Consider the following 26898-nt stretch of genomic DNA (forward strand, 5'->3'; position numbering starts at 1 on the left):
CCATGGGCGCCCGCTGGTTTGGGCAAAATAATTACGCTGGCTTTTTCCCGGCTCGCGCTGCGCTTAGCCGGGCTACATGTGCGCGCAGTTTTGTAGCCCGGAAAAGGCGCCAGCCGCTATCCGGGACCCGACGCCGTCGTTAACAAATTCTCGGCAGCGGTTCGGCGTGGGGAAGATCGAGCGTCCGCTTCACGCCGTACAGCCCAACGGAACGTACGCCCGGGCGGGCGACCACTTCGCCGATTATCGCCGCATCGCGTCCTAACGCGTGAGACCGCAAATGCGCCAGCACGTTTTCCGCCTCGTCGCGGGCGACGGCGAGCACCAGCTTGCCTTCATTGGCGAAGTTCAGGGCGTCCAGACCAAGCAGCTCGCAGACGCCGCGCACCGTGTCGTTGACCGGCAGCGTTGCCTCCTGCAGTTCGATGCCGCAGCCGCTGGCGGCGGCGAACTCATGGGCGACCGCGTTAACCCCGCCGCGGGTGGCGTCGCGCAGGGCTTTCACACCGCTCAGCGGGCGCAGGGTCTGGATAAGCGGCGTCAGCACCGCGCAGTCGCTGGACAGCGCGCCGTCCAGCCCCATCTGCTCGCGCAGGTTAAGGATGGTGGCGCCATGATCCCCCAGCGTGCCGCTGACCAGCAGCACATCACCGGCGCTAATCTGCTGCGTCCCCCAGCGAATGTCCGCCGGGATGGCGCCGATGCCGGCGGTGTTAATAAACAGCTTATCCGCCGCGCCGCGCGGCACCACTTTAGTGTCGCCGGTGACGATGGCGATCCCTGCCGCCCGGGCGGTGTCTGCCATGCTGGCGACCACCGCTTCCAGGGTGGCCATCTCCAGCCCCTCTTCGAGAATAAAGCCGCAGGAAAGATAGCGCGGGATGGCGCCGCTGACCGCCACATCGTTGGCGGTACCGCAGACGGCCAGCTTGCCGATATTGCCGCCGGGAAAGAACAGCGGGTCAATCACGTAGCTGTCGGTGGAGAAGGCGAGGCGGTCTCCCTGGGCGGCGAGCGCCGCCAGATCGAGGCGCGCCTGATCCTCCTGCTCCGCCAGCCAGGGGTTGGCGAAGGCCTGCATAAACAGGTCGCCGATCAGCTGCTGCATTGCCTGTCCCCCGCTACCGTGGGCTAACTGGACGCTTTTCATACTTCATTTTCCTGACTGCGATATTGATACCAGGCGGCGCAGGCCCCTTCAGAGGAGACCATTAGCGCGCCAAAGGCGCTTTGCGGATTGCAGGTGCTGGCGAAGAGCGGGCACTGGTGCGGTTTACAGCGGCCGGTCAGCACCTCGCCGCAGCGGGCGCGCGGGTCGTCGCACACGCGCTGCGGCGCCGGGCGAAAATGCGCCTCGGCATCGAAGCGCTGATAGGCTGGCGTAAGCTGCACGCCGGAGTCGCTGATGACCCCCAGGCCGCGCCATTCGCTGTCGCCATCCAGGCGGAAGACGTCGGCCATCGCCGCCTGCGCCAGCGGGTTGCCCTCATCCGGCACCACGCGACGGTACTGATTTTCCACATCGCTGCGCTGCGCTATTGTCTGCTCAACCAGCATCACCGCGCCTTGCAGTAGATCAAGCGGTTCGAAACCGGCGACCACTAAAGGACGGTGATAGTCGCTGGCGATAAAGCCGTAGGCCTCGGTGCCGATCACCATACTGACGTGGCCCGGGGCGAGAAAGGCGTCGATTCCGTTCTCCGGCTGGTCCAGCAGGCTGCGCAGGGTCGGCAGCAGGGTGATGTGCTGGCAGAAAAAGTAGAAGTTATCGACGTTGCGCTCTCGCGCCTGACGCAGGGTCAGGGCGGTAGCGGGCATGGTGGTTTCGAAACCGAGACCAAAAAAGACCACCTCGCGCTGCGGATTTTGCTGCGCCAGCCGCAGAGCGTCCATCGGCGAGTAAACGATGCGGACATCGGCGCCGCGGGCTTTCGCCTGCAGAAGCGAGCCGTTTTTACCCGGCACGCGCATGGCGTCGCCGAAGGTGCAGAAGATCACTCCCGGGCGGCTGGCAATCTCAATGCAGGCGTCGATGCGCCCCATCGGCAGGACGCACACCGGACAGCCGGGACCATGAATAAATTCGATGTTCTCCGGCAACAGTTGGTCGAGCCCGAATTTAAAAATGGCATGGGTATGGCCGCCGCAGACCTCCATGATGCGCAGCGGTCGCGCGGCGGTGTGCGGCAGCAGACGAGCACGCTGCTGAAGATGGGCCACCAGCTGCATCACCTGTTCGGGGGCGCGGTATTCATCTACGTAACGCATTATCGCTCCTCGCCGTACAGCAGCGCGCCGACGTCCGGCTCCACGTCAAACATATTTTGCAGCGCCTCGAGGGTGTCGCGGGCTTCGGCTTCATTAATGACGCTCATGGCGAAGCCGACGTGCACCAGCACCCACTGGCCGAGCCGCGGCTGGCCCTGCTCATCAACGGCGCCGACCAGCGTCAGGTCGACGTCGCGCTGAATACCGCAAACTTCCACCTTCGCCAGCACGCCGTCGATGGCGCAAATTTGTCCCGGAATGCCTATGCACATCGCTGCGTCTCCAGCCAGGTGAGCCATTGCTCCATGCCTTCGCCGCTGGTGGCGGAGACAAGAATAATTTCAATATGCGGATTGACCTCGCGGGCGCAGGCCAGGCACCGCTCAACGTCGAAATTGAGATACGGCAGCAGGTCGACTTTGTTGAGCAGCATCAGGCTGGCGGCGGCGAACATATGCGGATACTTCAGCGGTTTGTCTTCGCCTTCGGTGACCGACAGCACCGCCACCTTATGGCGCTCGCCGAGATCAAAGCTGGCCGGGCAGACCAGGTTGCCGACGTTTTCGATAAACAGAATGCCGCGGTCAGCCAGCGGCAGGCGCGGGGCGGCGTCGGCGATCATCTGGGCGTCGAGATGGCAGCCTTTCCCGGTATTGACCTGAATCGCCGGGGTGCCGGTGGCGCGAATGCGGGCGGCGTCATTGACCGTTTGCTGATCGCCTTCAATCACCGCGCAGTCGGCGCGTCCTTTCAGCCGGGTGAGGGTTTCGGTGAGCAGGGTGGTTTTGCCGGAGCCGGGGCTGGAAACCAGATTCAGCACCAGCTGCTGTTTTGCTGCGAAGCGTGCGCGGTTGCGTGCCGCCAGGCGGTTGTTTTTATCCAGCACGTCGATCTCCACTTCCAGCATCCGCCGCTGGCTCTGCCCCGGGGCGTGGGTACCCGCTTCGCCGTGGCCGTAATGCAGGTCGCCCTCTGGCGTGCGGGTGGGGGCGAAGTGGTCGGTTTTGACACCGGTGATGGTCATCGTCTGGCGTGGGGCGGGCGCGAAGGGGGCGCTGCGGAACGCGGAATGCGGGTTTCGTTCGTCTCCTTCAATATAGAGGTTGCCTTCGCCACAGCCGCATGTTGTACACATAATTTACTCCAATTCTAAACGCTGAATCTGTAAGCCATCATCCGCCACGATCTGCAGCTGGTCGTTATTGCAGTGCGGGCAGCGGCGAACGTGCTGCGAGACAAGATGGACGTACTGCTGACAGCGATCGCACCAGCATTCAGCCTGTTGTTCGGTGATATGCAATTCACACCCCTCCGCCAGCGTGCCGCGGCAGACCAGCTCAAAGCAGAAGGTCAGGGCGCTGGCTTCCACGCAGGAAAATGCGCCGACCTTAAGCCACACGCCGGTAACCCGCCGCGCGCCGGCCTGCTGCGCCTGTTGTTCAATAATTTCCAGCGCCCGCTGGCTGAGGGTGATTTCGTGCATAGTCGCCTCCGTATCGCGATGCGCCTTCTATGCAATAACGATGCCAGAATGAAATCGTCGTGGCAGTCAATGTCGATGTCGACGCCCCGGGGCTGTCATCGACATGTCGCATCGGCAGAGGTCGATAAAAAAACATAGTTAAATCAATTAAATAAAACCTGGCATGAAAAATGCTTGGAGGGTGCATCTCATGCTACGGAGAAACCGATATGACTATTTGGGAAATAAGTGAAAAGGCGGATTACATCGCCGACCGTCACCGGCAGCAGCAGGAGCAGTGGCACATCTACTGTAACTCGCTGGTTCAGGGGATCACCTTGTCGAAGGCCCGCCTGCATCACGCGATGAGCTGCGCGCCGGACAAAGAGCTGTGCTTCGTGCTGTTCGGCCATTTTCAGGTGTTCGTCGCCCTCGCGGAAGGCTTCAACAGCCACACCATCGAGTACTACGTCGAAAACAAAAACGGCGGTGATAAGTATCTGATTGCTCAGGCCACCCTCGCAATGGATGGCACGGTGGACGGCCGCATCAGCAACCGCTCCCGCGACCAGGTGCTGGAGCACTATCTGGCGATTATCGCCACCGTCTATGACCGTCTGTATGACGCCATGGAACAAGACCAACCGGTGGATTTAAGCCATCTGGCGCTGACCCACTGATCGTAAGGTGTCGACACGTGTCGAAAATGACACCTGCGCAACCTGATTTCGTCAAAAATGACTTTCACCCGAGGATGACCCGGTGAACCGTTTTGTAATTGCTGACTCCACTGTCTGTATCGGCTGCCGCACCTGCGAAGCCGCCTGCTCTGAGACGCATCGCCAGCACGGCCTGCAGGCTATGCCGCGGCTGCAGGTGATGCGTAATGAAAAAGAATCGGCACCGCAGATGTGCCACCACTGTGAAGATGCTCCCTGCGCCACCGTCTGCCCGGTTAACGCCATCCAGCGCGTCGATGGCGCGGTCCAGCTCAACGAGAGCCTGTGCGTAAGCTGCAAACTGTGCGGCATTGCCTGCCCGTTCGGCGCCATTGAATTTTCCGGCAGCCGCCCGCTGGATATCCCGGCGAATGCCAATACCCGGCTGGCGCCCCCCGCGCCGCCGGCGCCGGCGCGCGTCAGCTCGCTGCTCGACTGGGTACCGGGCGTGCGCGCTATTGCCGTGAAATGCGACCTCTGCCACTTCGATGACCAGGGCCCGGCCTGCGTGCGGACCTGTCCGACCAACGCGCTGATGCTGGTGGATAGCCGTGATATCGCCCAGGCCAGCAAGCGTAAACGCCAGCTGACCTTTAATACCGACCTTGGCGACTTGTCGCTGTTCCAGGCGCAACAGGGGGAGAGGGAATGAGTGTAATTGGATTAGTGAATCAGGCGGTGGCGTGGTATGCCGCCAGCGCCGTACTGGCCTTTCTGTTTGCCATGCGTAAACCGCTCAGCGGCGCCATTGCCGGGATCGGCGGCGCGGTGGCCAGCGCCATGCTGGTGGTCGCCGGCGGCGCCGCGCTGCTGATGCCGGAGCGGATCCACGGCGGCATGCTGCAGTTTCTCCACCTGACGATACGGGTGGGGGGCGTCAACGCGCTGTGGCTGCTGGCCATCGGCCTGTCGGCGCTGCCGGTGTCATTGTTCAATATTAGCTGGCATCGCCACCCGCAGGTGAAGGCCAACGGCCCGCTGGTCAACCTGCTGCTGGCCGCCGCGACCTGCGCGGTGGTGGTGACCAATATCGGTTCACTGGTGGTGATGGCGGAGATCATGGCGCTCTGCGCGGCGTTTCTCACCGGCTGCGCCGCCTCCGGTAAGCTGTGGTTTGCCCTGGGGCGTCTCGGTACTCTGCTGATGGCCTGGACCTGCTGGCTGGTGTGGTCAACCTACGGCACCCTCGAGCTGGCGCAGATCAACCTTCAGGCGGTGGATATGATGCAGAACCCGCTGCACTGGCTGCCGGGTCTGGTGGGGTTCGCCCTGCTGGCCGGGGCGATCCCGCTGCACGGCTGGGCGCCGCAGGCTCACGCCGGGGCCAGCGCGCCGGCCGCCGCGCTGTTTTCCACGGTGGTAATGAAGGTTGGTCTGTACGGCATGCTGACCGTTTCGCTGGCCGGCGGCGTGCCGCCGCTGTGGTGGGGCGTGATGCTGCTGGCGCTGGGGATGATCACCGCCTTTATCGGCGGACTGTATGCGCTGATGGAGCATAACATTCAGCGCCTGCTGGCCTATCACACCCTGGAGAATATCGGCATTATCCTGCTGGGGCTGGGCGCCTTCGTCACCGGCGTGGCGACCCGCAACAGCACGCTGATGGTGCTGGGCTTTATCGGCGGCATGTATCACCTGATTAACCACAGCCTGTTCAAAACCACGCTGTTCCTCGGTGCCGGAGCGGTGTGGTTCCGCACCGGTCATCGCGATATCGAGAAGCTGGGCGGCATCGGTAAAAAAATGCCGCTGATCTCCCTCGCCATGCTGGTGGGGCTGATGGCAATGGCGGCCCTGCCGCCGCTGAACGGCTTCGCCGGCGAGTGGGTTATCTATCAATCCTTCTTCAAAATGAGCACTGGCGACCTGTTTATCGGCCGTCTGCTGGGGCCGCTACTGGCCGTTGGCCTGGCGATCACTGGCGCACTGGCGGTGATGTGTATGGCGAAAGTCTACGGCGTGACCTTCCTCGGCGCGCCGCGGACGAAAGAGGCGGAAAACGCTACCTGCGCCCCCTGGCTGATGACCCTGAGCGTGGTGCTGGCGGCGGTTTTCTGCCTCGTTGGCGGCATCGCCGCGCCGTGGCTGCTGCCGCTGGTGAGCGGCGCCTTCCCGGTGCAGGCTCAGGTATCGAGCGTGGTGTCGCAGCCGATGATCGCGCTGCTGCTTATTGCCTGCCCGCTGCTGCCGTTCCTGCTGATGATCTTCTTTAAAGGCGATCGCCTGGCGGCGCGCTCGCGCGGCGCGGCGTGGGTCTGCGGTTACGACCACGAGCAGTCGATGGTGGTAACGGCCCACGGCTTTGCCATGCCGGTGAAAGAGGCCTTTGCGCCGTTGCTGAAGCTGCGTCACTGGCTGAACCCGGTGCGTCTGGTGCCGGGCTGGCAATCGGCCTCGGCGCCGGCGCTGCTACGCGGGATCGCGCTGGTTGAGCTGGCGGTGCTGGTGGTGATTGTCATTTCGCGAGGAGCCTGAGAATGAGTCTGTTAATTGCATTGCTACAGGCGCTGGTGCTGTTTGCCGTCGCGCCGCTGTTGTCCGGGATCGTTCGCGTCGCCCGCGCGCGGCTGCATAACCGCCGTGGACCGGGGGTACTGCAGGAGTATCGCGATATCCTGAAACTGCTGGGCCGCCAGAGCGTCGGTCCTGACGCCTCGGGCTGGGTGTTTCGCCTGACGCCGTACGTCATGGTGGGCGTGATGCTGACCATCGCCACCGCGCTGCCGGTGGTGACGGTAGACTCCCCGCTGCCGGTGCTGGGGGATCTCATCACCCTGATCTACCTGTTCGCCATCGCCCGTTTCTTTTTTGCCATTTCCGGTCTGGACACCGGCAGCCCGTTTACCGCGCTGGGCAGCAGTCGCGAAGCGATGCTCGGCGTGCTGGTGGAGCCGATCCTGCTGTTGGGCCTGTGGGTGGCGGCGCAGGTCGCCGGCTCGACCCATATCAGCGCCATCACCGATACCCTTTACCACTGGCCGGCGGCGCGCAGCATTCCACTGATTCTGGCGTTATGCGCCTGCGCCTTCGCCACCTTTATCGAGATGGGCAAACTGCCGTTCGATCTGGCGGAAGCGGAGCAGGAGCTGCAGGAAGGGCCGCTGTCGGAATACAGCGGCAGCGGCTTTGGCATCCTGAAGTGGGGCATCAGCCTCAAACAGCTGGTGGTGCTGCAGATGTTTGTCGGGGTCTTCTTCCCGTGGGGCCAGATGACCAGCTTCAGCGTCGGCGGCCTGCTGCTGGCGCTGGTGGTCGCCATCGTTAAGCTGGTGGTTGGGGTGCTAATTATCGCGCTGTTTGAAAACAGCATGGCGCGTCTGCGTTTTTGTGCCACCTCCCGCGTCACCTGGGCCGGGTTTGGTTTCGCCTTTTTAGCTTTCGTCTCCTTGCTGGTGGCGTGATTAAGAGAGTTTGAGCATGTCTGAAGAAAAAATCGGTCAACACTACCTTGCGGCGCTGCACCAGGCCTTTCCCGGCGTGGTGCTGGACGAAGCCTGGCAGACCAAAGACCAGTTAACCATCACCGTGAAGGTCAACTACCTGCCGGAAGTGGTGGAGTTTCTCTACTACCAGCAGGGCGGCTGGCTGTCGGTGCTGTTCGGCAACGATGAACGTAAGCTCAACGGCCACTACGCGGTCTATTACGTGCTGTCGATGGAGCAGGGCACCAAATGCTGGATCACCGTGCGCGTGGAAGTGGACGCCAACAAACCGGAATACCCGTCGGTGACGCCGCGCGTCCCGGCGGCGGTATGGGGCGAGCGCGAAGTGCGTGATATGTACGGCCTGGTGCCGGTCGGCCTGCCGGACGAACGCCGGCTGGTGCTGCCGGACGACTGGCCGGACGAACTCTATCCGCTGCGCAAAGACAGCATGGATTATCGCCAGCGTCCGGCGCCGACCACCGACGCCGAAACCTACGAGTTTATTAACGAGCTCGGCAGCAAGAAAAACAACGTGGTGCCGATTGGCCCGCTGCACGTCACCTCTGATGAACCAGGCCACTTCCGCCTGTTCGTTGACGGCGAGAACATTATCGACGCCGACTACCGCCTGTTCTACGTCCATCGCGGGATGGAAAAGCTGGCGGAAACCCGCATGGGTTATAACGAAGTGACCTTCCTGTCGGACCGGGTGTGCGGCATCTGCGGCTTCGCCCACAGCACCGCTTACACCACCTCGGTGGAGAACGCGATGGGCATCGTGGTGCCGGAGCGGGCGCAGATGATCCGCGCCATTCTGCTGGAGGTGGAACGCCTGCACTCGCACCTGCTGAACCTCGGTCTGGCCTGCCACTTTACCGGCTTTGACTCCGGCTTTATGCAGTTCTTCCGCGTGCGCGAAACCTCGATGAAGATGGCAGAGATCCTTACCGGCGCGCGTAAAACCTACGGCCTGAACCTGATCGGCGGGATCCGCCGCGACCTGCTGAAAGAGGACATGATCCAGACCCGTCAGCTGGCGCAGCAGATGCGGCGCGACGTGCAGGAGCTGGTGGATATGCTGCTCAGCACGCCGAATATGGAACAGCGTACCGTCGGTATTGGCCGTCTGGACCCGGAAATCGCCCGCGACTTCAGCAACGTCGGCCCGATGGTGCGCGCCAGCGGCCACGCCCGCGACACCCGCGCCGACCACCCGTTTGTCGGTTACGGCCTGCTGCCGATGGAAGTCCACAGCGAGCAGGGCTGCGACGTGATATCTCGCCTCAAGGTGCGGATCAACGAGGTTTACACCGCGCTGAATATGATTGATTTCGGTCTCGATAACCTGCCGGGCGGCCCGCTGATGGTGGAGGGGTTCACCTATATTCCGCACCGCTTCGCGCTGGGCTTCTCCGAGGCGCCGCGCGGCGACGATATCCACTGGAGCATGACCGGCGACAACCAGAAACTGTACCGCTGGCGCTGCCGGGCGGCGACTTACGCCAACTGGCCGACCCTGCGCTATATGCTGCGCGGCAACACCGTTTCCGATGCGCCGCTGATCATCGGCAGCCTCGACCCGTGCTACTCCTGTACTGACCGCATGACCGTGGTCGATGTACGCAAGAAGAAGAGCAAAGTGGTGCCATACAAAGAGCTGGAGCGCTACAGCATCGAGCGTAAAAACTCGCCGCTGAAATAAGGAATCGCCATGTTTACCTTTATTAAAAAAGTTATTAAGACCGGCACCACGACGCACGCCTACCCGCTGGAGCCGATGCCGGTAGACAAAAACTTTCGCGGCAAGCCGGAGCATACGCCACAGCAGTGTATCGGCTGCGCGGCCTGCGTGAACGCCTGCCCGTCGAACGCCCTGACGGTTGAGATCGATCTGGCCACTAACCAGCTGGCGTGGCAGTTCAACCTCGGGCGCTGTATCTTCTGCGGTCGCTGTGAAGAGGTGTGCCCGACGGCGGCGATTAAGCTGTCGCCGGAGTATGAGCTGGCGGTGTGGAAGAAAGAGGATTTCCTCCAGCAGTCGCGCTTCGCTATCTGCCACTGCCGGGAGTGCCAGCGTCCGTTCGCGGTGCAGAAGGAGATCGACTACGCCATCGCGCTGCTCAAGCATAACGGCGATACCCGCGCCGAGCTGCACCGCGAAAGCTTCGAAACCTGCCCGGAATGCAAGCGCCAGAAATGCCTGGTGCCGTCCGATCGTATTGAACTGACCCGCCATATGAGGGAGGCCAGCTGATGAGTACTTTACTTGGCCCGCGCGATGAAAACGGCATTCCCGTGCCGATGACGGTGGATGAATCCATCGCCAGCATGAAGGCCTCGCTACTGAAGAAGATTAAACGTTCGGCCTACGTCTACCGCGTCGACTGTGGCGGCTGCAACGGCTGCGAAATCGAAATTTTCGCCACCCTTTCGCCGCTGTTCGACGCTGAACGCTTCGGGATTAAGGTGGTGCCTTCGCCGCGCCATGCCGATATTCTGTTGTTTACCGGGGCAGTGACTCGCGCGATGCGCTCCCCGGCGCTGCGCGCCTGGCAGTCGGCGCCGGATCCGAAGATCTGTATCTCCTACGGCGCCTGCGGCAACAGCGGCGGCATCTTCCACGACCTGTACTGCGTCTGGGGCGGTACCGATAAAATCGTACCGGTCGACGTCTATATTCCGGGCTGCCCGCCGACGCCAGCCGCCACGCTGTACGGCTTCGCCATGGCGCTTGGCCTGCTGGAGCAGAAAATTCATGCCCGTCTGCCGGGTGAGCTCGACGAACAGCCGACCGAGCTGCTGCATGCCGATATGGTGCAGCCTCTGCGGGTGCGCATCGATCGCGAAGCGCGGCGTCTGGCGGGCTATCGCTATGGACGGCAGATTGCCGATGACTATATGCGTCTGCTTGGCCAGGGCGACAGCCAGGTGCTGCGCTGGCTGGAGGCGGAGAAAGATCCGCGTCTGACCGAGATCGTCACCCATCTCAACCAGGTGGTCGAGGGGGCGCGTATCCGATGAGCGAGACGGTGGTGTTCAGTCAGCTGAGCCGTAAATTTATTGATGAGAACGACGCCACGCCGGATCAGGCGCAGCAGGTGGTCTATTACAGCCTGGCGATTGGCCACCACCTCGGCGTCATCGACTGTCTGGAGGCGGCGCTGAGCTGCCCATGGGACGCGTATCTGGCATGGATCGCCACCCTTGAGGCCGGAAGCGCCGCGCGGCGCAAAATGGAGGGCGTGCCGAAGTATGGCGAAATCGTCATCGACAGCAGTCATGTGGCGATGCTGGCCAACGCCTTTGATAAAGCGCAGTCCGCGCAGACCCCGCAGCAGCAGGCGTGGAGCAAAACCCTGCTCAGCATGCTGCATGATATTCACCAGGAGAGCGCCATCTACCTGATGGTGAGGAGATTACGTGACTGACGTTTTACTCTGTGTCGGCAACAGCATGATGGGCGACGACGGCGCCGGCCCGCTGCTGGCGGAGATGTGCGCGGCGAACCCGGCCGGCCAGTGGGTGGTCATCGACGGCGGCAGCGCGCCGGAAAACGACATCGTGGCGATCCGCGAATTACGACCCGAACGCCTGCTGATTGTCGATGCCACCGATATGGGCCTAAACCCCGGCGACATTCGCATCATCGATCCCGACGACATCGCCGAGATGTTTATGATGACCACCCATAACATGCCGCTCAACTATCTGGTCGATCAGCTGAAAGAAGACGTCGGCGAGGTGATTTTCCTCGGCATTCAGCCGGATATCGTCGGTTTTTATTATCCGATGACCCAGCCGGTGAAAGAGGCCGTTGCCCGGGTGTATCAGCAGCTGGCAGGCTGGCAGGGCAAGGGCGGCTTTACTCAGCTGGAGGCCGCGGACGACTAGCCCTGTGGCGAACCGGGCTCTCCGCCGGCGCACGACTGGCCGGACGGGAGCCCCGTTCCCGGCGCTGCCAGCTCAAGATTCTCTATCACTAATTTACCGGGCGACACCGAGACTCTGACCTGCGTGCCGACCGGAAACCCCGCCTGCTCCAGCCAGTCGCCGTTTAAGCTTAATGCCGCGTGGCGGGTGTAGCGCCGCGTCTCCCGCGTTTTGCGGTCCTCATGGCGTTTTCTGACATATCCCACGGTTAACTGGCGAATGGCCCTGGCTATCCCTCTGGCTGCGGTAGGGTGCTGTGCGCTCATGATGTGCTCCTTGCTGAAGATACCCCGGTAAAAGTACTGGATAAAATACCAGTTATTGTAAACAGGTGGCAAACCAGAAACTGGAATCAGGCTCGAGAAAAAAGCATGTAATGGATGCAACAGATAGCCGACGTCCGTCCCCCGGTTAGCGCGGGGAACGGGCGCTCGTGGGCGAGGGTGCTTAGTCGAGATCGGCGCCGTTACTGGCTATCACCTTCTGGTACCAGAAGAATGACTTTTTACGCTTACGCGCCAGGGTGCCGTTGCCGGCATCGTCGCGATCGACATAGACAAAGCCGTAGCGCTTGCTCATCTCGCCGGTGGACGCCGAGACCAGATCGATGCAGCCCCAGCTGGTGTAACCCATCACCGGAATGCCGTCGCCGATAGCATCGCGCATTGCCCTGATGTGCTCGCGCAGGTAGCTGATGCGATAGTCGTCATTGATGTCCCCATTGGCATCGATCTCATCGCGGGCGCCAAGCCCGTTTTCCACCAGGAACAGCGGTTTCTGATAGCGGTCGTACATCATGTTCATGGTGATGCGCAGGCCCAGCGGGTCGATGCCCCAGCCCCATTCGCTGGCCGGAATGTGCGGGTTCTTCAGCGACTTGACGATGTTGGCGGCATTGGTGTTGCTGGCGTTCATCTCCGCCGAGGCGCAGCGCGACGCGTAGTAGCTAAAGGAGACGAAATCGACGGTGTTTTTGAGGATCTCGTCATCGCCCGGCTGTTTCGCAATCGTGACCCCTTTTTCCCGGAACACCCGCGCGGCCCACACCGGATAGGCGCCGCGGGCCTGGACATCGATAAAGAACAGGTTTTCGCGGTCCTTCTCCAGCGCCATCCATACATCTTCCGGCTTGCAGGAGTAAGGGTAGAAATTACCGCCGGCCAGCATACAGCCGACCTGATTTTGCGGGTTAATCTCATGGGCGATTTTCGTCGCCAGCGCGCTGGCCACCAGCTCGTGATGCGCGGCCTGATACTTCACCTGCTCCTGGTTTTCACCCTCTTCAAACACCAGACCGGCGCCGGAGTAGGGGCTGTGCAGCATGATGTTGATTTCATTGAAGGTGAGCCAGTATTTCACCAGGCCGTCAAAAGCTTCAAAGCAGGTGCGGGCGTAGTGGCTGAAAAAATCCACCATTTTGCGGTTGCGCCAGGAGCCGTACTCCATCACCAGATGCATCGGCACGTCAAAATGACACAGGGTGACCAGCGGCTCGATACCGTGCTTTTTGCACTCCTCGAACAGTGAGCGATAGAAGGCGATGCCCTGCGGATTCGGCTGCTGTTCGTCGCCGCGTGGGAACAGGCGGCTCCAGGCGATGGAGGTGCGAAAGACGCTGAACCCCATCTCGGCCATCAGGGCGATATCTTCTTTATAGCGATGGTAAAAATCGATCGCCTGGTGGCTGGGGTAAAATTCGTCTTCACGCAGCGTAAAGCGCTTCTCCAGGCCTAATTTTACCGGCAGGCGATGGGCGCCGTGGGGAAGGGTATCCACGGTGGTCAGCCCCTTACCGCCTTCAAGATAAGCGCCTTCAGACTGGTTGGCGGCCAGTGCGCCGCCCCATAAAAATCCCTGTGGGAAACTCGCCATGCATTACCTCATTATCAATAGTGTATTCAGGCGTGGGATGCCTGGGCCCGGGCCTGGCGCGCTCTGGCGTCGGCAGCGGCCTGCTCAACGGGAATGTCCTCAAAGCCAAGGATCAGCGTCAGGGCAAACGACAGCACCACCGACAGCGCCATCACGCCAAACACCCAGACGATGGTCATTGGATTGGCCGGATCGAAAAACTGCACGCTGGTAAACAGCCCCGGCGCCGCCATCGAATGGCTGGCCAGTCCGGCAATGCCTGCCACCGCGCCGCAGATAAAGCCGCTGATTAAACTGGCGATCAGCGGGCGCTTCAGGCGCACCGCCACGCCGTACAGCGCCGGTTCGGAAATCCCGGCCAGAATCGCCGATGCCGCGGCGGCCAGCGCCGTCTGGCGCAGCTCCGGGTTTTTGGTTTTCCACGCCACCGCCAGCGAAGAGCCGCCGAGCGACAGGTTGGCGCCGATCTCCGACGGCATCACCATACCCTCTTTGCCGGTTTCGGCGATGGTCTGAATGATGGTCGGCGTAAAGACGCGGTGCATACCGGTCATCACCAACAGCGGCCACAGCCCGCCCATGATCGCCACCGACAACCAGCCCAGATAGCTGTGGATCGTATACACCAGCGCGGAAATGGCGCTGCCGATCCAGATGCCCAGCGGGCCAATCAGCAGGATCGCCAGCGGGGCGGCGATTAGCACGATCAGCATCGGCTTCAGAAAGTTTTTCGTCACCGCCGGGGTAATGCGATCCACCCAGCGCTCGATATACGACAGGCACCAGGTCATCACCAGCGCCGGGATCACCGTGTAGGTGTATTTCACCGCGGTAACCGGAATAAAGGCGAATTCAACGTGTTCTCCCTGGGCGGCTTTGGCCATCAATTCGATAAACCCAGGATGCACCAGCACCCCGGCGATGGCGATAGCCAGCGACATATTAGTTTTGAATTTCACCGCCGCGGAGGCGGCCACCATCAGCGGCAGGAAGAAAAATGCGCCGTCGCCGATAAGCGCCAGCAGGGTCAGCGTCGGCGAGCCTTTCGGCAACGCGCCGCTCATCTCGAGGATCATCGCCAGCAGCTTGACCATCGATCCGCCGATAATCGCCGGGATCAGCGGAGACATGGTGCCGATCAGCGCGTCGAGGATCCCGGCGCCGATGCGTTTCAGGGTCAGCGGCGCTTTGCCCTGCGGCTCAGCCGGGCGCAGGTCGCCTGGCAGCAGATTCACCACCTCGCGGTAGGCCTGGGAGACAGTGTTGCCGATGATCACCTGGCACTGGTTATCGCTGCGCACGACGCCGAGCACCCCGGCCAGGCCTTTCAGGGTAGAGCTATCGACCTGTTCGTCGTCTTTAACCACGAAGCGCAGACGGGTCATACAGTGGGTAACGGCGGCGACGTTGTCGACCCCGCCGATTGCCGCGACTATCTGTTGCGCCAGGGCTGCATAATTTTTCGACATCGGATTTTATCCTGTTTATCAATAGGGTACTGATCTGCCACCGCCCCGCATCGCCGGGCGATACCATGTTTTTATAGGAAACCGGTTCCACAAAATCATGGTGAGTTTCATTTAATTGCACAAGAAATAAAAAAATATGATCTCAATTTTGTGATTTTGATCGCTAAGCGTCGCCGTGAGCAGGATCGCGGTGATGAACAGGGGAGTGCTGTAAAAGCGGGAAACGTGCAGTACACTGCCTGCAACTTTTGCAACAGGAAGAATCACATGGCAACGATGCTGGAGGTCGCAAAGCGCGCGGGGGTATCGAAGGCGACCGTTTCGCGGGTGCTGTCGGGCAACGGCTATGTCAGCCAGGAGACCAAAGACCGGGTGTTTAAGGCGGTGGCGGAGAGCGGCTACCGGCCTAATCTGCTGGCGCGCAACCTGGCGACCAAAACCACGCAAACCCTCGGCCTGGTGGTGACCAATACCCTGTACCACGGCGTCTATTTTAGCGAACTGCTGTATCACGTGGCGCGGATGACGGAGGATAAAGGGCGGCAGCTGATCCTGGCTGACGGCAAGCACAGCGCGCAAGAGGAGCGGGAGGCGATCCAGTACCTGCTGGATCTGCGCTGCGATGCGATCATCATCTACCCGCGCTTTCTCACCGTTGATGAGATGGACGAGATCGTTGAGAACCACTCGCAGCCGATCATGGTGCTTAATCGCCGCCTGCGCCGCCACGCCAGCCACTGCGTCTGGTCCGATCAAAAAGCCTCGGCGATGCGGGTAGTGGAGCGGCTGATTGCGCTTGGCCATCGCGATATCGCCTTTATTACCGGCTCCCTTGACTCGCCCACCGGCGTCGAACGCCTCGCCGGCTACAAAGACGCGCTGGCTGGCCACGGCATCGCCCTGAACGAGGCGCTTATCGCCGAAGGGCGCTGGACGCCGGAAACCGGGGCGGCGGGGGTGGAGAGCCTGCGTCAGCGCGGGGTTACCTACAGCGCGCTGGTGGCGAGCAATGACGATATGGCCATCGGGGCGATGAAGCAGCTTCACCAGCTGGGCGTTAAGGTGCCGGAACAGGTCTCGGTGGTGGGGTTTGACGATATTGCTCTTGCGCCGTATATGGTGCCGTCGCTCGCCAGCGTCCGGGTGCCGGTGACGGAGATGATTAAAGAGAGCATCAATCGGCTGATCTTTATGCTGGATGGCGGGGAATTCAACTTTCAGCAAAGCTTTCCCGGAGCGCTGATTGAACGCGAGTCGCTGGTGGCGGGCCCCTGTGCCTGACGTCGTCAGCTGTCATCGTCACTACTGACGATGACAGCAAACCGCAGCTATAATAGTCTTTATAATCAATATATTAAAAAATTGGAACGTATTATGCATACTCCGGCGCGTAACCTTCTTACTGCTGGAGAAATGGATGAACCGTTTCATTATCGCCGATGCGAGCAAATGTATCGGCTGTCGCACTTGCGAAGTGGCCTGCGTGGTATCCCATCAGGAACATCAGGACTGCGCCTCCCTGACGCCTCACACCTTTCAGCCGCGTATTCACGTGATCAAAGGGGTCAATGTTTCCACGGCGACCGCCTGCCGTCAGTGTGAAGACGCCCCCTGCGCCAATGTCTGCCCGAACGGCGCCATCAGCCGCGATAAAGGCTTTGTCCATGTGATGCAGGAGCGTTGCATCGGCTGCAAAACCTGCGTCGTCGCCTGCCCGTACGGGGCGATGGAGGTGGTGGTGCGCCCGGTGATCCGCCATAGCGGCGCCGGACTGAACGTCGTGGCGGAAAAAGCCGAAGCCAACAAGTGCGATCTCTGCTTCCACCGCGAGAGCGGCCCGGCCTGCATGGAAGTGTGCCCGACGCATGCCCTGGTGTGCGTTGACCGCAACAAACTTGAGCAGATGAATATCGAGAAACGTCGCCGTACGGCGCTGGCCTGGTAAGTCAAGGCATGAACGGGGTGCAAATCCGCATTCGCGGTAAAGTGCAGGGGGTCGGTTTCCGCCCCTTTGTCTGGCAGCTGGCCCGGGCGCAGGCCCGCTGCGGCGATGTCTGTAACGACGGCGACGGCGTACTGGTGCGGCTGGTCGGGGGCGACGACGGTTTTACTGCCGCTCTGGCTGACCACTGCCCGCCGCTGGCGCGGATCGACAGTACCGCCTGCACCCCCTATCGCTGGGCGGCTCTGCCGCAGGATTTCACCATTCGCGAGAGCGGGACGGGACGGATGCGCACTCAGATCGTGCCCGATGCCGCGACCTGCCCGGCGTGCCTCGCGGAGATGAACGATCCCCGGGCGCGCCGCTACCGCTATCCTTTTATCAACTGCACCCACTGCGGGCCGCGGCTGACCATTATTCGCGCCATGCCCTACGACCGGCCCTTCACCGCAATGGCGCCGTTCCCGCTCTGTTCCCCTTGTGAGGCGGAATTCCGCGATCCTGCCGATCGCCGTTTTCACGCCCAGCCGGTGGCCTGTCCCGACTGCGGGCCGCGACTGGAATGGCGGGCAGAGGGGGAAACGCTGGACGGCGAGGCGGCGCTGCAGGCGGCTATCGCCCGGCTGGCGGCGGGCGACATCGTGGCGATAAAAGGCATCGGCGGCTTTCATCTGGCCTGCGACGCCGGTAATTCCGCAGCCGTTGCCACGCTGCGGGCGCGAAAACACCGTCCGGCGAAACCGCTGGCGGTGATGTTGCCGTCAGCGGCGGGCTTACCCGCCGACGCCGCGGCGCTGATGGGCTCCTCTGCGGCCCCCATCGTGCTGATTGCCAAAGCGCAGGTCTCCGGCCTGTGCGACGAGATTGCGCCAGGGCTTGCGGAAGTTGGGGTGATGCTGCCGTCTAATCCGCTGCAGCATTTGCTTCTGCAGGGCCTGGCGCGCCCCATCGTAATGACCTCCGGCAACCTTAGCGGCCGTCCGCCGACGTTAAGCAATGCTCAGGCGCTCAATGAGTTAGCCGACATTGCCGACGGCTTTCTCTTGCATAATCGCGACATCGTACAGCGGATGGATGATTCACTGGTGCGCTCAAGCGGTGAAATGCTGCGCCGCGCCCGGGGCTACGTCCCGGACGCGCTGCCGCTGCCGCCGGGGCTAGGAGACATCCCGCCGCTGCTGGCTCTCGGCGCGGATATGAAAAATACCTTCTGCCTGGCGCGCGGCAGCGAAGCGGTGCTGAGCCAGCACTTTGGCGATCTTGGCGAGGAAGGTGTTGAACAGCAGTGGCGCAGCGCCCTGCAGCTGATGCAGAGCATTTACGCGTTTGTGCCGCAGCGGGTGGTGGTTGATGCCCATCCCGGCTATCGCTCAACGCAGTGGGCGGCCTCCCTGCCCCTGCCGCTGGAGACAGTGCTGCATCACCATGCCCACGCCGCGGCATGCCTGGCGGAGCACCGCTGGCCGCTTGACGGCGGGGACGTTATCGCCCTGACACTCGACGGTATTGGTATGGGGGAGAACGGCGCGCTGTGGGGCGGGGAGTGCCTGCGGGTCAACTATCGCGAATGCGAACATCTTGGCGGGCTGCCGGCCGTCGCGCTGCCAGGGGGGGACCTGGCGGCACGCCAGCCGTGGCGAAATTTGCTGGCCCACTGTCTGGCCTTTGTCCCTGACTGGCAGGATTATCCGCAGGCCGCCACCCTGCGCCAGCGCAACTGGCCGCTGCTGGCGCAGGCCATCGAGCGCGGGATTAACGCGCCGCGCGCCTCATCCTGCGGACGGCTGTTTGATGCCGTTGCCTGCGCCCTGGATTGCGCGCCGGAGAGTCTGAGCTATGAAGGCGAAGCGGCCTGTCGGCTGGAGGCGCTGGCCGCCAGCTGCCCCGGCGTCAGCCACCCGGTTACGCTGCCGTGGCGCGACGACGCGCTGGATTTAGCGACCTTCTGGCGGCAATGGCTGAGCTGGCAGGCGACTCCGGCGCAGAAAGCCTGGGCCTTCCATGACGCCCTGGCCTGTGGACTGGCGGCGATGGCCCGCGACTGCGCCACCGTCCGCGGCATCGACACGATGGTCTGCAGCGGCGGGGTGCTGCATAACCGCCTGCTGGCGGCGCGATTGACCTTTTATCTGGCGGATTTTACTCTGCTGTTTGCACAGCAGTTGCCGGCCGGCGACGGCGCAATCGCCTATGGTCAGGCGGTGATCGCCGCCGCCCGCGGGCAGGCTCAAGGAATACAACCATGATAATGACAGTTTTACGCCAGCAGCCGCGCGCCGCGGGTCTGGTGCTGGGGTTGATCGCGGCGAATTTTCTGGCCTGGTGCTGGGCGCTGCAGGCCTTTGGCGACAGCGGCGCGCTGATGGCCGCCAGCCTGCTGGCCTGGGGTTACGGCCTGCGCCACGCGGTGGACGCCGACCATATTGCGGCGATTGATAACGTGACCCGCAAGATGATGCAGCAGGGGCGGCGGCCTTTCGCCGTCGGGGCGTGGTTTTCGCTGGGCCACTCATCGATTGTGGTGCTGGCCTCGGCGGCGATTGCCGCGACCGCCACCGCCTTCAGCACGCAGATGAGCTGGCTGCATGATACCGGTAGCGTTATCGGCACCGCCGTGTCGGCCCTGTTTTTACTGGCGATGGCCTTTATCAACCTGGTGATTTTACGCAGCGTGTGGCGCAGCTTTCGGGCATGGAAGCGCGGAGAGCCGGTGAGCGACGAAATCGTCAGCGGCGGCGGGGTGATGAGCTGGCTGTTTGGCAAGACCTTCCGTCTGATAAGCCGCAGCTGGCAGATGTACCTGGTCGGTTTCCTGTTTGGTCTCGGTTTTGATACCGCCACCGAAATCGGCGTACTGGGTATCTCCGCCGCCGGTGCGTCGAGCGGGATTTCCGTCTGGTCGATTATGGTCTTCCCGGCGCTGTTCGCCAGTGGTATGGCGCTGGTGGATACCCTCGATAACGTGCTGATGGTCGGCGCCTACGGCTGGGCGTTCAGCAAACCGCAGCGCAAGCTCTATTACAATATGACCATCACCGGCACCTCGGTGGTGGTGGCGCTGTTTATCGGCGGCCTGGAAGCGCTGGGTTTGCTGATGGATAAGTTTGCGCTCAGCGGCGGAATATGGCGCTGGGTAGGGGCGTTAAACGACAACCTCGGCGACGCCGGATTTGTGGTGGTCGGGTTGTTTGTCGCCTGTTGGGCGCTATCGGTGCTTAACTATCGCTGGCGCGGCTACGACAATCTGGCGCGCTAGGCTGGATATGTTCCCGGCTTGCGCTGCGCTTAGCCGGGCTACCAGGACAATACCGTAGCCCGGCTAAGGCGTTTACGCCGCAAGCCGGGAAAACCATCAACTTACCAGTTGTTTGAGCAGCGCAAAGGCTTCCTTCATTTTGTCTTCGCTGACCACAAAGGCGCGCAGCTGGTTTTCGGCATCCACGCCTTTCGCCACCAGCCCCTCTTTGGCGGCTACGATGTTCCACGTCAGATCGTCGCGGCGGGTGTCGCCGGCCAGATGCAGCGGCAGATCCGGGGTTTTCACCTTCACCAGCATTGGCGGCAGCTTGAGTTCTCCCGCCTGCGCCAGCAGATTTTTACTCAGGCACATGGCGCTGAGTAAAATCGGCTGCAGGAACGGCAGTACCACGCCGTTGATTTCCGCACAGTCGCCGAGCGCATAAATCGCCGGGTCGCTGGTTTGCAGCTGGCTATTGACCACAATACCGCGGTTAATCTGCAGTCCGGCGTGGCGCGCCAGCGACGTTTCCGGGCGCAGGCCGGCGGCGGCCACCACCGCATCGACGGTTATCGCGCGCTGGCGATCGAGACTGACGCGAATGCCGTCGGCGGTTTGCTCCAGCCCCTCCAGCTGCGTTTTCAGCATCAGATGTACGCCCATCTCGGTGAGCCGATGCTGCAGGCGGCTGCTGGCCTCCGGCGGCATCAGCGCCGCCAGCACGCTGGCGGAGTTATCGACTACCGTTACCGCTTTACCGGCGCGGCAGAAATCCATCGCCAGTTCGCAGCCAATCAGGCCGCCGCCGACGATCAGCACGCGCTTCGCGTCGTGCAGCCGGCTCTGCGCCGCGCCATATTCGCGCTGGCTATTGAGCGTTAGCATCAGCTCGCGCCCCGGCACCGACGGGATAAACGGCGTCGCGCCGGTGGCCAGCACCAGTTTGTCGTAGCGCCACTGGTTATCGTGGCTCTTCACTAACCGGTTTTCGGCGTCGATATCGCTTACCCAGGTATGGGGAAACAGACGCAGAGTGTACTGCTCGGCGAACTCGCCGGCACTTTGCAGGGTCAGATCGTCGGCCTTCTGTCCGCGGCTGATGACATGGCTGAGGTCCGGTTTGTTGTATTCATCCATGCTATCGGCGGCGATGAGGGTCAGCGGGATTTGCGCATCCTGCTTACGAATATTTTTCACCAGCTGGCGGGCCGCGAAGCCCGAGCCGATGATGACGATGCCATCACTCATTTTGCCTCCGTCGCCAGTACGTCAAAGACATCTTTGCCAAGAGAACACTCAGGGCAGAGGAAATTGTCCGGCACTTCGCTCCACGGCGTACCCGGCTGTACATCCTGATTAGGTTCGCCTTTCGCCGGGTCATAGACCCACTGGCACACGCTGCACTGCATCATGGGACCGAGATCGGCGGCCGCGGCCGCGGCACAGGCGCAGTCCTGTGGTTCCGGCGTTGTCGCTGCTTCAGCAACCGGCAGCGGCGAGAGGGCCCATTGGCGGGCGATGTCGCGACCGTGTTGGCGGCACAGCTCCAGCGCGTCGATATCCGGGCGCCATTTGGCTTTCAGGCTCAGCGACATCTCAAAGCCGGCATCCTGCAGGCGGGTGGACAGGCGGTCTACCGCGCCGCCGCTCCAGCCGTGCGAGCCAAAGGCGCTGGCGCGTTTATTGCGAAAACGCAGCCCGGTCATCTCTTCCACCAGCCCGGCGATTTTCGGCATCATCACGTTGTTCATGGTGGACGTGCCGACAAGTACGCCTTTCGAGCGGAAAACATTGGTGAGGATGTCGTTTTTGTCGCTGCGGGCGACGTTAAAGATTTTCACCGCTACCCGTGGGTCAACCTCGGTGATCCCCTGGGCAATGGCGTCCGCCATCATGCGGGTATTATTGGACATGGTGTCGTAGAAGATGGTGATGCGATCTTCCTGATAATCCGCCGCCCACTCGAGGTATTTCTCGACGATTTGCGTCGGGTTATCGCGCCAGACCACGCCGTGGGAGGTGGCAATCATCTCCACCGGCAGGTTGAAACCGAGGATTTCAGTAATTTTCGGCGTCACCAGGCGGCTGAAGGGCGTCAGGATGTTGGCGTAGTAGCGCTGGCACTGTTCGTACAGTTCAGTCTGGTCCACTTCATCGTTGAACAGATGTTCGTCGCAATAGTGCTGGCCGAAGGCGTCGTTGCTGAACAGCACCGCGTCGCCGGTCAGGTAGGTCATCATGCTGTCCGGCCAGTGCAGCATCGGCGTTTCCACGAAGATCAGCTGTTTACCGTTACCGATGTCGAGAGTATCGCCGGTTTTCACCACGTGGAAGTTCCACTCCGGATGATGATGGTGGCCGTTGATCGAGTCGATGGCGTTGGCAGTGCAGTAGATCGGCGTATCCGGGATCTGCATCATCAGTTCGGTCAGCGCGCCGGCATGGTCCTCTTCGGCGTGGTTAATGACGATATAGTCGAGGTCGGCGAGGTCGATTTCGCGGCGCAGGTTCTGTACGAACTCGCGGCTGAATTTATGATCGACGGTATCGATCAGCACGTTTTTCTCTTCGCGGATGAGATAGCTGTTGTAGCTGCTGCCGCGCAGCGTTTTATATTCGGTGCCGTGGAAATCACGCACTTCCCAGTCACGTTGGCCAACCCAAAGAATGTTATTTTTCACCACAATAGACATAGCAACCTCAATCAATACAGTGTGTTTAAACTCAGTTGACTGGCTTATATCAAGTTGCGTGCCAACTTTTTAATTCATTGATAATTATCTTTTTTTAATTTTTTCTGATTTTGGTTGTTGTCAAAATGACAATGGTTAAAATAGTCGATATGACAATGCGTATTGTCAAAATGACAATGGAGCGGCAATGAGTTTTTCCGTCGACGAGCTGGCGAGAATCGCCATAGATTTACAAAGTGATATTGGTCACACCGACCGCTTTTCGCGCCTGATTACTACCCTGCGGCAAATTCTTGGCTGCGATGCCTCGGCGCTGCTGCGCTATGAGGCGCATCAGTTTGTGCCGCTGGCGATCGATGGCCTGGCGCAGGATGTGCTCGGTCGGCGCTTTGCCCTGGAAGGACACCCGCGGCTGGAGGCGATTGCGCGCGCCGGGGATGTGGTGCGCTTCCCGGCGGATAGCGACCTGCCCGACCCCTATGACGGGCTGATCCCCGGTCATGAGAGCCTCAAAGTCCATGCCTGCGTGGGACTGCCGCTGTTTGCCGGGCAGACGCTGATTGGCGCGCTGACCCTGGACGGCATGGATGCCGATCGTTTCGATAGCTTCAGCGATGAAGAGCTGCGGCTGATTGCCGCGCTGGTGGCCGGGGCGCTGAATAATGCGCTGCTTATCGCCCGCCTTGAAGCGCAAAACGTCCTGCCGGCGCAGGCGGTGAATTACCCGCTGCCGGAGCGCCAGGAGATCATCGGCCTGTCGGGGCCCATGCTGCAGCTGAAAAAAGAGATCGATATCGTCGCCGCCTCGGATTTAAACGTGCTGATCAGCGGCGAAACCGGCACCGGCAAAGAGCTGGTGGCGAAGGCGGTGCATCAGGGGTCGCTGCGAGCCGCCAACCCTCTGGTGTACCTCAACTGCGCGGCGCTGCCGGAAAGCGTAGCGGAGAGCGAGCTGTTCGGCCATGTGAAAGGGGCATTTACCGGGGCTATCAGCAACCGCAGCGGTAAATTTGAGATGGCGGATAACGGCACCCTGTTTCTTGACGAAATCGGCGAACTGTCGCTGGCGCTGCAGGCCAAACTGCTGCGCGTGCTGCAGTATGGCGATATTCAGCGCGTCGGCGATGACCGCAGCCTGCGGGTCGATGTGCGGGTGCTGGCGGCGACGAACCGCGATCTGCGCCAGGAGGTGGTGGAAGGGCGCTTTCGCGCCGATCTGTACCATCGGCTGAGCGTCTTCCCGCTGTCGGTTCCGCCGCTACGCGAGCGGGAAAGTGACGTGGTGCTGCTGGCGGGCTATTTCTGCGAGCAGTGCCGCCTGCGGATGGGGCTGGCGCGGGTCATTTTGGCTGAGGCGGCGCGAAACCGGCTGCAGCAGTGGTCCTGGCCGGGCAACGTGCGCGAACTGGAGCATGCTATCCATCGGGCGGTGGTGCTGGCGCGGGCCACCCAGGCCGGTGATGAAGTGGTCCTGGAGCCGCAGCATTTCCAGTTTGCGGTGGCGGCGCCGATGTTGCCGACTGAGACGGCGGCAGCGGCGCCCGCGACGGGAAACATCAATCTGCGCGAGGCGACCGACTCTTTTCAGCGAGAAGCCATTAGCCGCGCGCTGGAGGCGAACCAGGGCAACTGGGCGGCGACCGCCCGAGCGCTGGAACTGGACGTCGCCAACCTGCATCGGCTGGCGAAACGTCTGGGGCTTAAAGGATCCCCGCCTGGTAAAAGTTCTGCAGGTTAATGGCGCCGACCAGTTGGCCGTTCTCATCCACTACCGGCGCGGCGCTGATTTTGTGTTTCATCAGCCGCTCTTTGGCTTCCACCGCGCGGCTATCCGCCTGCAGCGTTACGCCGTTGCGGGTCATCGCCCGAGTGACGCCATCGTTGAGCGTACCGCCAGCAACCAGCCAGCGGCGCAGGTCGCCGTCGGTGAAAACGCCCTGCACGCGGTTGGCTTCATCGCAGACCGCCACCAGGCCGAGTCCGGTTCGGCTTAGTTCGAGCATGGCGTCCATGACGTTGGCCTCGGTATTGACCCGCGGCACTTCTTCATCACGACGCATCAGGTGATGCACTTTGTTCAGCAGCCGCGCGCCGAGGGCGCCCGCCGGGTGGGAACGGGCGAAATCCTCTTCATTGAAACCGCGCGCCTGCATCACCGCCATCGCCAACGCGTCGCCCAGCATCAGCGTATTGACGGTGCTGGAGGTTGGCGCCAGATGCATCGGGCAGGCCTCGCGCTCCACGGCGATATCCAGCACCGCTTTCGCCGCCAGCGCCAGCGCCAGCGGCGAGGTGGATTTGCCGGTCATCGCCAGCAGCGGAATGCCTTTTTCTTCCAGCCGCGGCACGATGAGATCCAGCTCTTTCGCGCTACCGGAGTAGGAGATAAACAGCATCACGTCGCGGCTATCGAGCATGCCGAGATCGCCGTGCAGGGCTTCCGCCGGATGGACGAAAAAGGCCGGGGTGCCGGTGCTGGCGAAGGTTGCCGCCAGCTTTTTACCGATGTGGCCGGATTTACCGATACCGGAGACAATCAGTTTGCCCTCGCAGTGGATAATGGTTTCCGCCGCGCGGATGAAGTCGTCGCCCAGGCGCTCCGGCAGGCGGCTCGCCTCCTGCAGCTCAAGCATCAGGGTCTGGCGTCCGGCCTCTAACAAAAAGTTACTCATGATGTTCTCCAGTAATAATGACTTCAATACCTTTGGCTTCCAGCGCCCGCTGGAATTCCGGGTCAATATCGGCATCGGTAATCAATTTATCCACGCGTTCAAGGCCGCAGACAATATTGGGGCTTTTACGACCAAACTTGGATGAGTCGGCCATCAGGATCACTTCGCGGGCGGCGTTGCACATCGCTTTGCTGACGGTATAGACCTCATTAAAGGTAGTGACTCCGGCGTTCAGATCGATACCGTCGGTGCCCATAAACAGCTTGTCGAAGCTGAACTGTTCGAAGGCGTTTTCCGCCAGCTGGCCGTGAAAAGAGGCCGATTTTTTACGGAAGGTGCCGCCCGGCATCAGGATGGTCTGCTCGTTATCGAACTCTGATAGCGCGTTGACGATATGCAGGCTGTTGGTCATCACCGTGATGTTATTAAAGTGACTCAGCAATGGCACCATCTGCAGCACGGTGCTGCCGGCGTCGAGGATAATTGAATCGCCATCGTGGATGTATCGCACGGCGGCCTCGGCAATCTGCGCTTTTTTATGGGTGTTGATCAGCGTTTTATGGTCAATCGGCGGATCGGCTTCATCCTTGTTGAGTACCACGCCACCGTAGGTGCGAATGACGGTGCCGGCGTTTTCCAGCGTGACCAGATCCTTGCGGATGGTGGTGCCAGTGGTATCGAAGTGTTGCGCCAGCTCTTCGACCGAGCACTTTCCCTGCGACTGCAGGAACTCGAGAATGGCTGCCTGGCGCTGACGTGGTTTCATAGGCGTCTATCCTGCGTTTAAGTTTCGAAGTGATAATTTCGCAAGATATTTACTTTTACAACGAAATTATCCATGTTTCGGATTAAGCGCTAATGATAGTGCATTCTGACAGCGCGGATCATGGGGAAAGATCACATCAGGCTGCAATTCCGCAATATGTTTGCCTGCCAGAGCCGGGATCTTTTGCGGACTGGCGAAAATGGTGAAGCCTTTCATCAGCAGCGTGTCGCTAATGCGGTCGTTATCATCGACGGCGATGGCGACGATGGCGCGCGGTTGAAAGCGCCCGGCGGAGCGGCCGACGCCCACCCGCCCCTGCTGGCACAGGCTATCAAAGGCGCGATTGAAGCGGCGGATCTGCCAGCCGCCAAAGGCCAGCTGGGTAAGCCAGGCGATGGCGGCGACGATGATTAATGCAGTAACCATAGGTCTCTCCTTAAGG

Annotated in this window: 27 protein-coding genes; 14 read left to right on the plus strand and 13 right to left on the minus strand. The window is 61.4% G+C overall.

Annotation, left to right across the window (positions count from 1 at the left end):
- Positions 1-139: 139 nt before the first annotated feature.
- The 5 genes from hypE to hypA are packed head-to-tail and all read right to left on the minus strand — an operon-like array spanning position 140 to position 3751.
- Positions 140-1150, minus strand: a complete 1011-nt coding sequence (hypE, locus tag OHJ17_RS05490; protein ID WP_029602215.1) for a hydrogenase expression/formation protein HypE — start codon at positions 1148-1150, stop codon at positions 140-142.
- Entirely contained in the window at positions 1147-2268 is a 1122-nt protein-coding gene (hypD, locus tag OHJ17_RS05495; RefSeq protein WP_004151048.1) for a hydrogenase formation protein HypD, read from the minus strand. The genes hypE and hypD overlap by 4 nt, the downstream gene beginning before the upstream one ends.
- Positions 2268-2540 carry a HypC/HybG/HupF family hydrogenase formation chaperone gene (locus OHJ17_RS05500; protein ID WP_002914934.1) on the minus strand — a complete coding sequence of 91 codons (273 nt, stop codon included), beginning with the start codon at positions 2538-2540 and terminating at the stop codon, positions 2268-2270. Before OHJ17_RS05500 ends, hypD begins: the two co-directional genes overlap by 1 nt.
- Positions 2531-3403, minus strand: a complete 873-nt coding sequence (gene hypB, locus OHJ17_RS05505; protein WP_004181043.1) for a hydrogenase nickel incorporation protein HypB — start codon at positions 3401-3403, stop codon at positions 2531-2533. The genes OHJ17_RS05500 and hypB overlap by 10 nt, the downstream gene beginning before the upstream one ends.
- Positions 3404-3406: 3 nt before the next feature.
- Entirely contained in the window at positions 3407-3751 is a 345-nt protein-coding gene (hypA, locus tag OHJ17_RS05510) for a hydrogenase maturation nickel metallochaperone HypA (protein WP_004145778.1), read from the minus strand.
- A gap of 209 nt (positions 3752-3960) precedes the next feature.
- On the opposite strand from hypA, the gene hycA reads away from it, so the two are divergent.
- From hycA to hycI, 9 genes are all read left to right on the plus strand, one after another.
- Positions 3961-4410 carry a formate hydrogenlyase regulator HycA gene (hycA, locus tag OHJ17_RS05515; RefSeq protein ID WP_002914925.1) on the plus strand — a complete coding sequence of 150 codons (450 nt, stop codon included), beginning with the start codon at positions 3961-3963 and terminating at the stop codon, positions 4408-4410.
- A gap of 82 nt (positions 4411-4492) precedes the next feature.
- Positions 4493-5101 carry a 4Fe-4S dicluster domain-containing protein gene (locus OHJ17_RS05520; protein ID WP_004151047.1) on the plus strand — a complete coding sequence of 203 codons (609 nt, stop codon included), beginning with the start codon at positions 4493-4495 and terminating at the stop codon, positions 5099-5101.
- Positions 5098-6924: a formate hydrogenlyase subunit 3 gene (gene hycC / locus OHJ17_RS05525; RefSeq protein ID WP_021312393.1), complete on the plus strand. Its 1827-nt coding sequence runs from the start codon at positions 5098-5100 to the stop codon at positions 6922-6924. The genes OHJ17_RS05520 and hycC overlap by 4 nt, the downstream gene beginning before the upstream one ends.
- A 2-nt stretch (positions 6925-6926) precedes the next feature.
- Positions 6927-7850, plus strand: coding sequence for a respiratory chain complex I subunit 1 family protein (locus OHJ17_RS05530; RefSeq protein ID WP_004149485.1), 924 nt, complete (start codon positions 6927-6929; stop codon positions 7848-7850).
- Positions 7851-7866: 16 nt separating this feature from the next.
- Positions 7867-9576: a formate hydrogenlyase subunit HycE gene (hycE, locus tag OHJ17_RS05535; protein WP_004151044.1), complete on the plus strand. Its 1710-nt coding sequence runs from the start codon at positions 7867-7869 to the stop codon at positions 9574-9576.
- 9 nt (positions 9577-9585) lie between these two features.
- On the plus strand, positions 9586-10128 hold the full coding sequence (locus OHJ17_RS05540; protein WP_032421753.1) for a formate hydrogenlyase complex iron-sulfur subunit: 543 nt from the start codon (positions 9586-9588) through the stop codon (positions 10126-10128).
- The gene (locus tag OHJ17_RS05545; RefSeq protein WP_002914891.1) at positions 10128-10895 is read left to right on the plus strand and encodes an NADH-quinone oxidoreductase subunit B family protein; all 768 of its coding nucleotides are present in this window, start codon (positions 10128-10130) and stop codon (positions 10893-10895) included. The genes OHJ17_RS05540 and OHJ17_RS05545 overlap by 1 nt, the downstream gene beginning before the upstream one ends.
- The gene (locus tag OHJ17_RS05550; RefSeq protein WP_002914887.1) at positions 10892-11302 is read left to right on the plus strand and encodes a formate hydrogenlyase maturation HycH family protein; all 411 of its coding nucleotides are present in this window, start codon (positions 10892-10894) and stop codon (positions 11300-11302) included. Before OHJ17_RS05545 ends, OHJ17_RS05550 begins: the two co-directional genes overlap by 4 nt.
- The gene (gene hycI, locus OHJ17_RS05555; protein ID WP_004174683.1) at positions 11295-11765 is read left to right on the plus strand and encodes a hydrogenase maturation peptidase HycI; all 471 of its coding nucleotides are present in this window, start codon (positions 11295-11297) and stop codon (positions 11763-11765) included. The genes OHJ17_RS05550 and hycI overlap by 8 nt, the downstream gene beginning before the upstream one ends.
- On the opposite strand, the gene OHJ17_RS05560 is transcribed toward hycI, so the two are convergent.
- The 3 genes from OHJ17_RS05560 to ascF all read right to left on the minus strand — a co-directional run bounded on the left by OHJ17_RS05560 (position 11762) and on the right by ascF (position 15145).
- Positions 11762-12070: a SymE family type I addiction module toxin gene (locus OHJ17_RS05560; RefSeq protein WP_002914883.1), complete on the minus strand. Its 309-nt coding sequence runs from the start codon at positions 12068-12070 to the stop codon at positions 11762-11764. The genes hycI and OHJ17_RS05560 overlap by 4 nt on opposite strands.
- Before the next feature lie 181 nt (positions 12071-12251).
- Complete coding sequence (locus tag OHJ17_RS05565) at positions 12252-13676, minus strand: 6-phospho-beta-glucosidase (protein WP_004181034.1); 1425 nt, start codon at positions 13674-13676, stop codon at positions 12252-12254.
- A gap of 26 nt (positions 13677-13702) precedes the next feature.
- Positions 13703-15145 carry a PTS cellobiose/arbutin/salicin transporter subunit IIBC gene (gene ascF / locus OHJ17_RS05570; RefSeq protein ID WP_002914879.1) on the minus strand — a complete coding sequence of 481 codons (1443 nt, stop codon included), beginning with the start codon at positions 15143-15145 and terminating at the stop codon, positions 13703-13705.
- 267 nt (positions 15146-15412) lie between these two features.
- On the opposite strand from ascF, the gene OHJ17_RS05575 reads away from it, so the two are divergent.
- The 4 genes from OHJ17_RS05575 (at position 15413) to OHJ17_RS05590 (ending at position 20343) form a co-directional block, all read left to right on the plus strand.
- Entirely contained in the window at positions 15413-16426 is a 1014-nt protein-coding gene (locus OHJ17_RS05575) for a LacI family DNA-binding transcriptional regulator (RefSeq protein WP_004174685.1), read from the plus strand.
- Between the two features lie 136 nt (positions 16427-16562).
- Positions 16563-17090, plus strand: coding sequence for an electron transport protein HydN (gene hydN, locus OHJ17_RS05580; RefSeq protein WP_002914875.1), 528 nt, complete (start codon positions 16563-16565; stop codon positions 17088-17090).
- Between the two features lie 8 nt (positions 17091-17098).
- Positions 17099-19333, plus strand: a complete 2235-nt coding sequence (hypF, locus tag OHJ17_RS05585) for a carbamoyltransferase HypF (protein WP_032433475.1) — start codon at positions 17099-17101, stop codon at positions 19331-19333.
- Positions 19330-20343 (plus strand): HoxN/HupN/NixA family nickel/cobalt transporter, encoded by a 1014-nt coding sequence (locus OHJ17_RS05590; protein WP_004181028.1) that lies wholly within the window; start codon positions 19330-19332, stop codon positions 20341-20343. The genes hypF and OHJ17_RS05590 overlap by 4 nt, the downstream gene beginning before the upstream one ends.
- A 96-nt stretch (positions 20344-20439) precedes the next feature.
- Here the strand turns inward: OHJ17_RS05590 and norW are convergent, their stop codons facing one another.
- Both norW and norV read right to left on the minus strand, forming a co-directional pair.
- Positions 20440-21573 carry an NADH:flavorubredoxin reductase NorW gene (gene norW, locus OHJ17_RS05595; RefSeq protein ID WP_002914823.1) on the minus strand — a complete coding sequence of 378 codons (1134 nt, stop codon included), beginning with the start codon at positions 21571-21573 and terminating at the stop codon, positions 20440-20442.
- Positions 21570-23018 carry an anaerobic nitric oxide reductase flavorubredoxin gene (gene norV / locus OHJ17_RS05600; RefSeq protein WP_004145759.1) on the minus strand — a complete coding sequence of 483 codons (1449 nt, stop codon included), beginning with the start codon at positions 23016-23018 and terminating at the stop codon, positions 21570-21572. Before norV ends, norW begins: the two co-directional genes overlap by 4 nt.
- A gap of 187 nt (positions 23019-23205) precedes the next feature.
- Here norV and norR point away from each other — a divergent pair, with 187 nt between their 5' ends.
- A complete protein-coding gene (gene norR / locus OHJ17_RS05605; protein WP_025862085.1) occupies positions 23206-24756 on the plus strand; it encodes a nitric oxide reductase transcriptional regulator NorR in 1551 nt (516 codons plus the stop codon).
- On the opposite strand, the gene gutQ is transcribed toward norR, so the two are convergent.
- From gutQ to gutM, 3 genes are all read right to left on the minus strand, one after another.
- On the minus strand, positions 24719-25690 hold the full coding sequence (gutQ, locus tag OHJ17_RS05610; protein ID WP_032433474.1) for an arabinose-5-phosphate isomerase GutQ: 972 nt from the start codon (positions 25688-25690) through the stop codon (positions 24719-24721). The genes norR and gutQ overlap by 38 nt on opposite strands.
- The gene (gene srlR, locus OHJ17_RS05615) at positions 25683-26456 is read right to left on the minus strand and encodes a glucitol operon DNA-binding transcriptional repressor SrlR (RefSeq protein ID WP_002914817.1); all 774 of its coding nucleotides are present in this window, start codon (positions 26454-26456) and stop codon (positions 25683-25685) included. The genes gutQ and srlR overlap by 8 nt, the downstream gene beginning before the upstream one ends.
- A 66-nt stretch (positions 26457-26522) precedes the next feature.
- The gene (gene gutM, locus OHJ17_RS05620) at positions 26523-26882 is read right to left on the minus strand and encodes a transcriptional regulator GutM (RefSeq protein WP_004145754.1); all 360 of its coding nucleotides are present in this window, start codon (positions 26880-26882) and stop codon (positions 26523-26525) included.
- Between the last annotated feature and the right edge of the window lie 16 nt (positions 26883-26898).

It is taken from the genome of Klebsiella sp. KP20-425-1, assembly GCF_025813515.1.
Lineage (GTDB): Bacteria > Pseudomonadota > Gammaproteobacteria > Enterobacterales > Enterobacteriaceae > Klebsiella > Klebsiella pneumoniae.

What these genes read in the sequence shown, in the direction of transcription:
- hypE (WP_029602215.1), bottom strand. Translation starts at nt 1,150, where the DNA reads ATGAAAAGCGTCCAGTTAGCCCACGGTAGCGGGGGACAGGCAATGCAG.
- hypD (WP_004151048.1), bottom strand. Translation starts at nt 2,268, where the DNA reads ATGCGTTACGTAGATGAATACCGCGCCCCCGAACAGGTGATGCAGCTG.
- OHJ17_RS05500 (WP_002914934.1), bottom strand. Translation starts at nt 2,540, where the DNA reads ATGTGCATAGGCATTCCGGGACAAATTTGCGCCATCGACGGCGTGCTG.
- hypB (WP_004181043.1), bottom strand. Translation starts at nt 3,403, where the DNA reads ATGTGTACAACATGCGGCTGTGGCGAAGGCAACCTCTATATTGAAGGA.
- hypA (WP_004145778.1), bottom strand. Translation starts at nt 3,751, where the DNA reads ATGCACGAAATCACCCTCAGCCAGCGGGCGCTGGAAATTATTGAACAA.
- hycA (WP_002914925.1), top strand. Translation starts at nt 3,961, where the DNA reads ATGACTATTTGGGAAATAAGTGAAAAGGCGGATTACATCGCCGACCGT.
- hycC (WP_021312393.1), top strand. Translation starts at nt 5,098, where the DNA reads ATGAGTGTAATTGGATTAGTGAATCAGGCGGTGGCGTGGTATGCCGCC.
- OHJ17_RS05530 (WP_004149485.1), top strand. Translation starts at nt 6,927, where the DNA reads ATGAGTCTGTTAATTGCATTGCTACAGGCGCTGGTGCTGTTTGCCGTC.
- hycE (WP_004151044.1), top strand. Translation starts at nt 7,867, where the DNA reads ATGTCTGAAGAAAAAATCGGTCAACACTACCTTGCGGCGCTGCACCAG.
- OHJ17_RS05540 (WP_032421753.1), top strand. Translation starts at nt 9,586, where the DNA reads ATGTTTACCTTTATTAAAAAAGTTATTAAGACCGGCACCACGACGCAC.
- OHJ17_RS05545 (WP_002914891.1), top strand. Translation starts at nt 10,128, where the DNA reads ATGAGTACTTTACTTGGCCCGCGCGATGAAAACGGCATTCCCGTGCCG.
- OHJ17_RS05550 (WP_002914887.1), top strand. Translation starts at nt 10,892, where the DNA reads ATGAGCGAGACGGTGGTGTTCAGTCAGCTGAGCCGTAAATTTATTGAT.
- OHJ17_RS05560 (WP_002914883.1), bottom strand. Translation starts at nt 12,070, where the DNA reads ATGAGCGCACAGCACCCTACCGCAGCCAGAGGGATAGCCAGGGCCATT.
- OHJ17_RS05565 (WP_004181034.1), bottom strand. Translation starts at nt 13,676, where the DNA reads ATGGCGAGTTTCCCACAGGGATTTTTATGGGGCGGCGCACTGGCCGCC.
- ascF (WP_002914879.1), bottom strand. Translation starts at nt 15,145, where the DNA reads ATGTCGAAAAATTATGCAGCCCTGGCGCAACAGATAGTCGCGGCAATC.
- OHJ17_RS05575 (WP_004174685.1), top strand. Translation starts at nt 15,413, where the DNA reads ATGGCAACGATGCTGGAGGTCGCAAAGCGCGCGGGGGTATCGAAGGCG.
- hydN (WP_002914875.1), top strand. Translation starts at nt 16,563, where the DNA reads ATGAACCGTTTCATTATCGCCGATGCGAGCAAATGTATCGGCTGTCGC.
- hypF (WP_032433475.1), top strand. Translation starts at nt 17,099, where the DNA reads ATGAACGGGGTGCAAATCCGCATTCGCGGTAAAGTGCAGGGGGTCGGT.
- OHJ17_RS05590 (WP_004181028.1), top strand. Translation starts at nt 19,330, where the DNA reads ATGATAATGACAGTTTTACGCCAGCAGCCGCGCGCCGCGGGTCTGGTG.
- norW (WP_002914823.1), bottom strand. Translation starts at nt 21,573, where the DNA reads ATGAGTGATGGCATCGTCATCATCGGCTCGGGCTTCGCGGCCCGCCAG.
- norV (WP_004145759.1), bottom strand. Translation starts at nt 23,018, where the DNA reads ATGTCTATTGTGGTGAAAAATAACATTCTTTGGGTTGGCCAACGTGAC.
- norR (WP_025862085.1), top strand. Translation starts at nt 23,206, where the DNA reads ATGAGTTTTTCCGTCGACGAGCTGGCGAGAATCGCCATAGATTTACAA.
- gutQ (WP_032433474.1), bottom strand. Translation starts at nt 25,690, where the DNA reads ATGAGTAACTTTTTGTTAGAGGCCGGACGCCAGACCCTGATGCTTGAG.
- srlR (WP_002914817.1), bottom strand. Translation starts at nt 26,456, where the DNA reads ATGAAACCACGTCAGCGCCAGGCAGCCATTCTCGAGTTCCTGCAGTCG.
- gutM (WP_004145754.1), bottom strand. Translation starts at nt 26,882, where the DNA reads ATGGTTACTGCATTAATCATCGTCGCCGCCATCGCCTGGCTTACCCAG.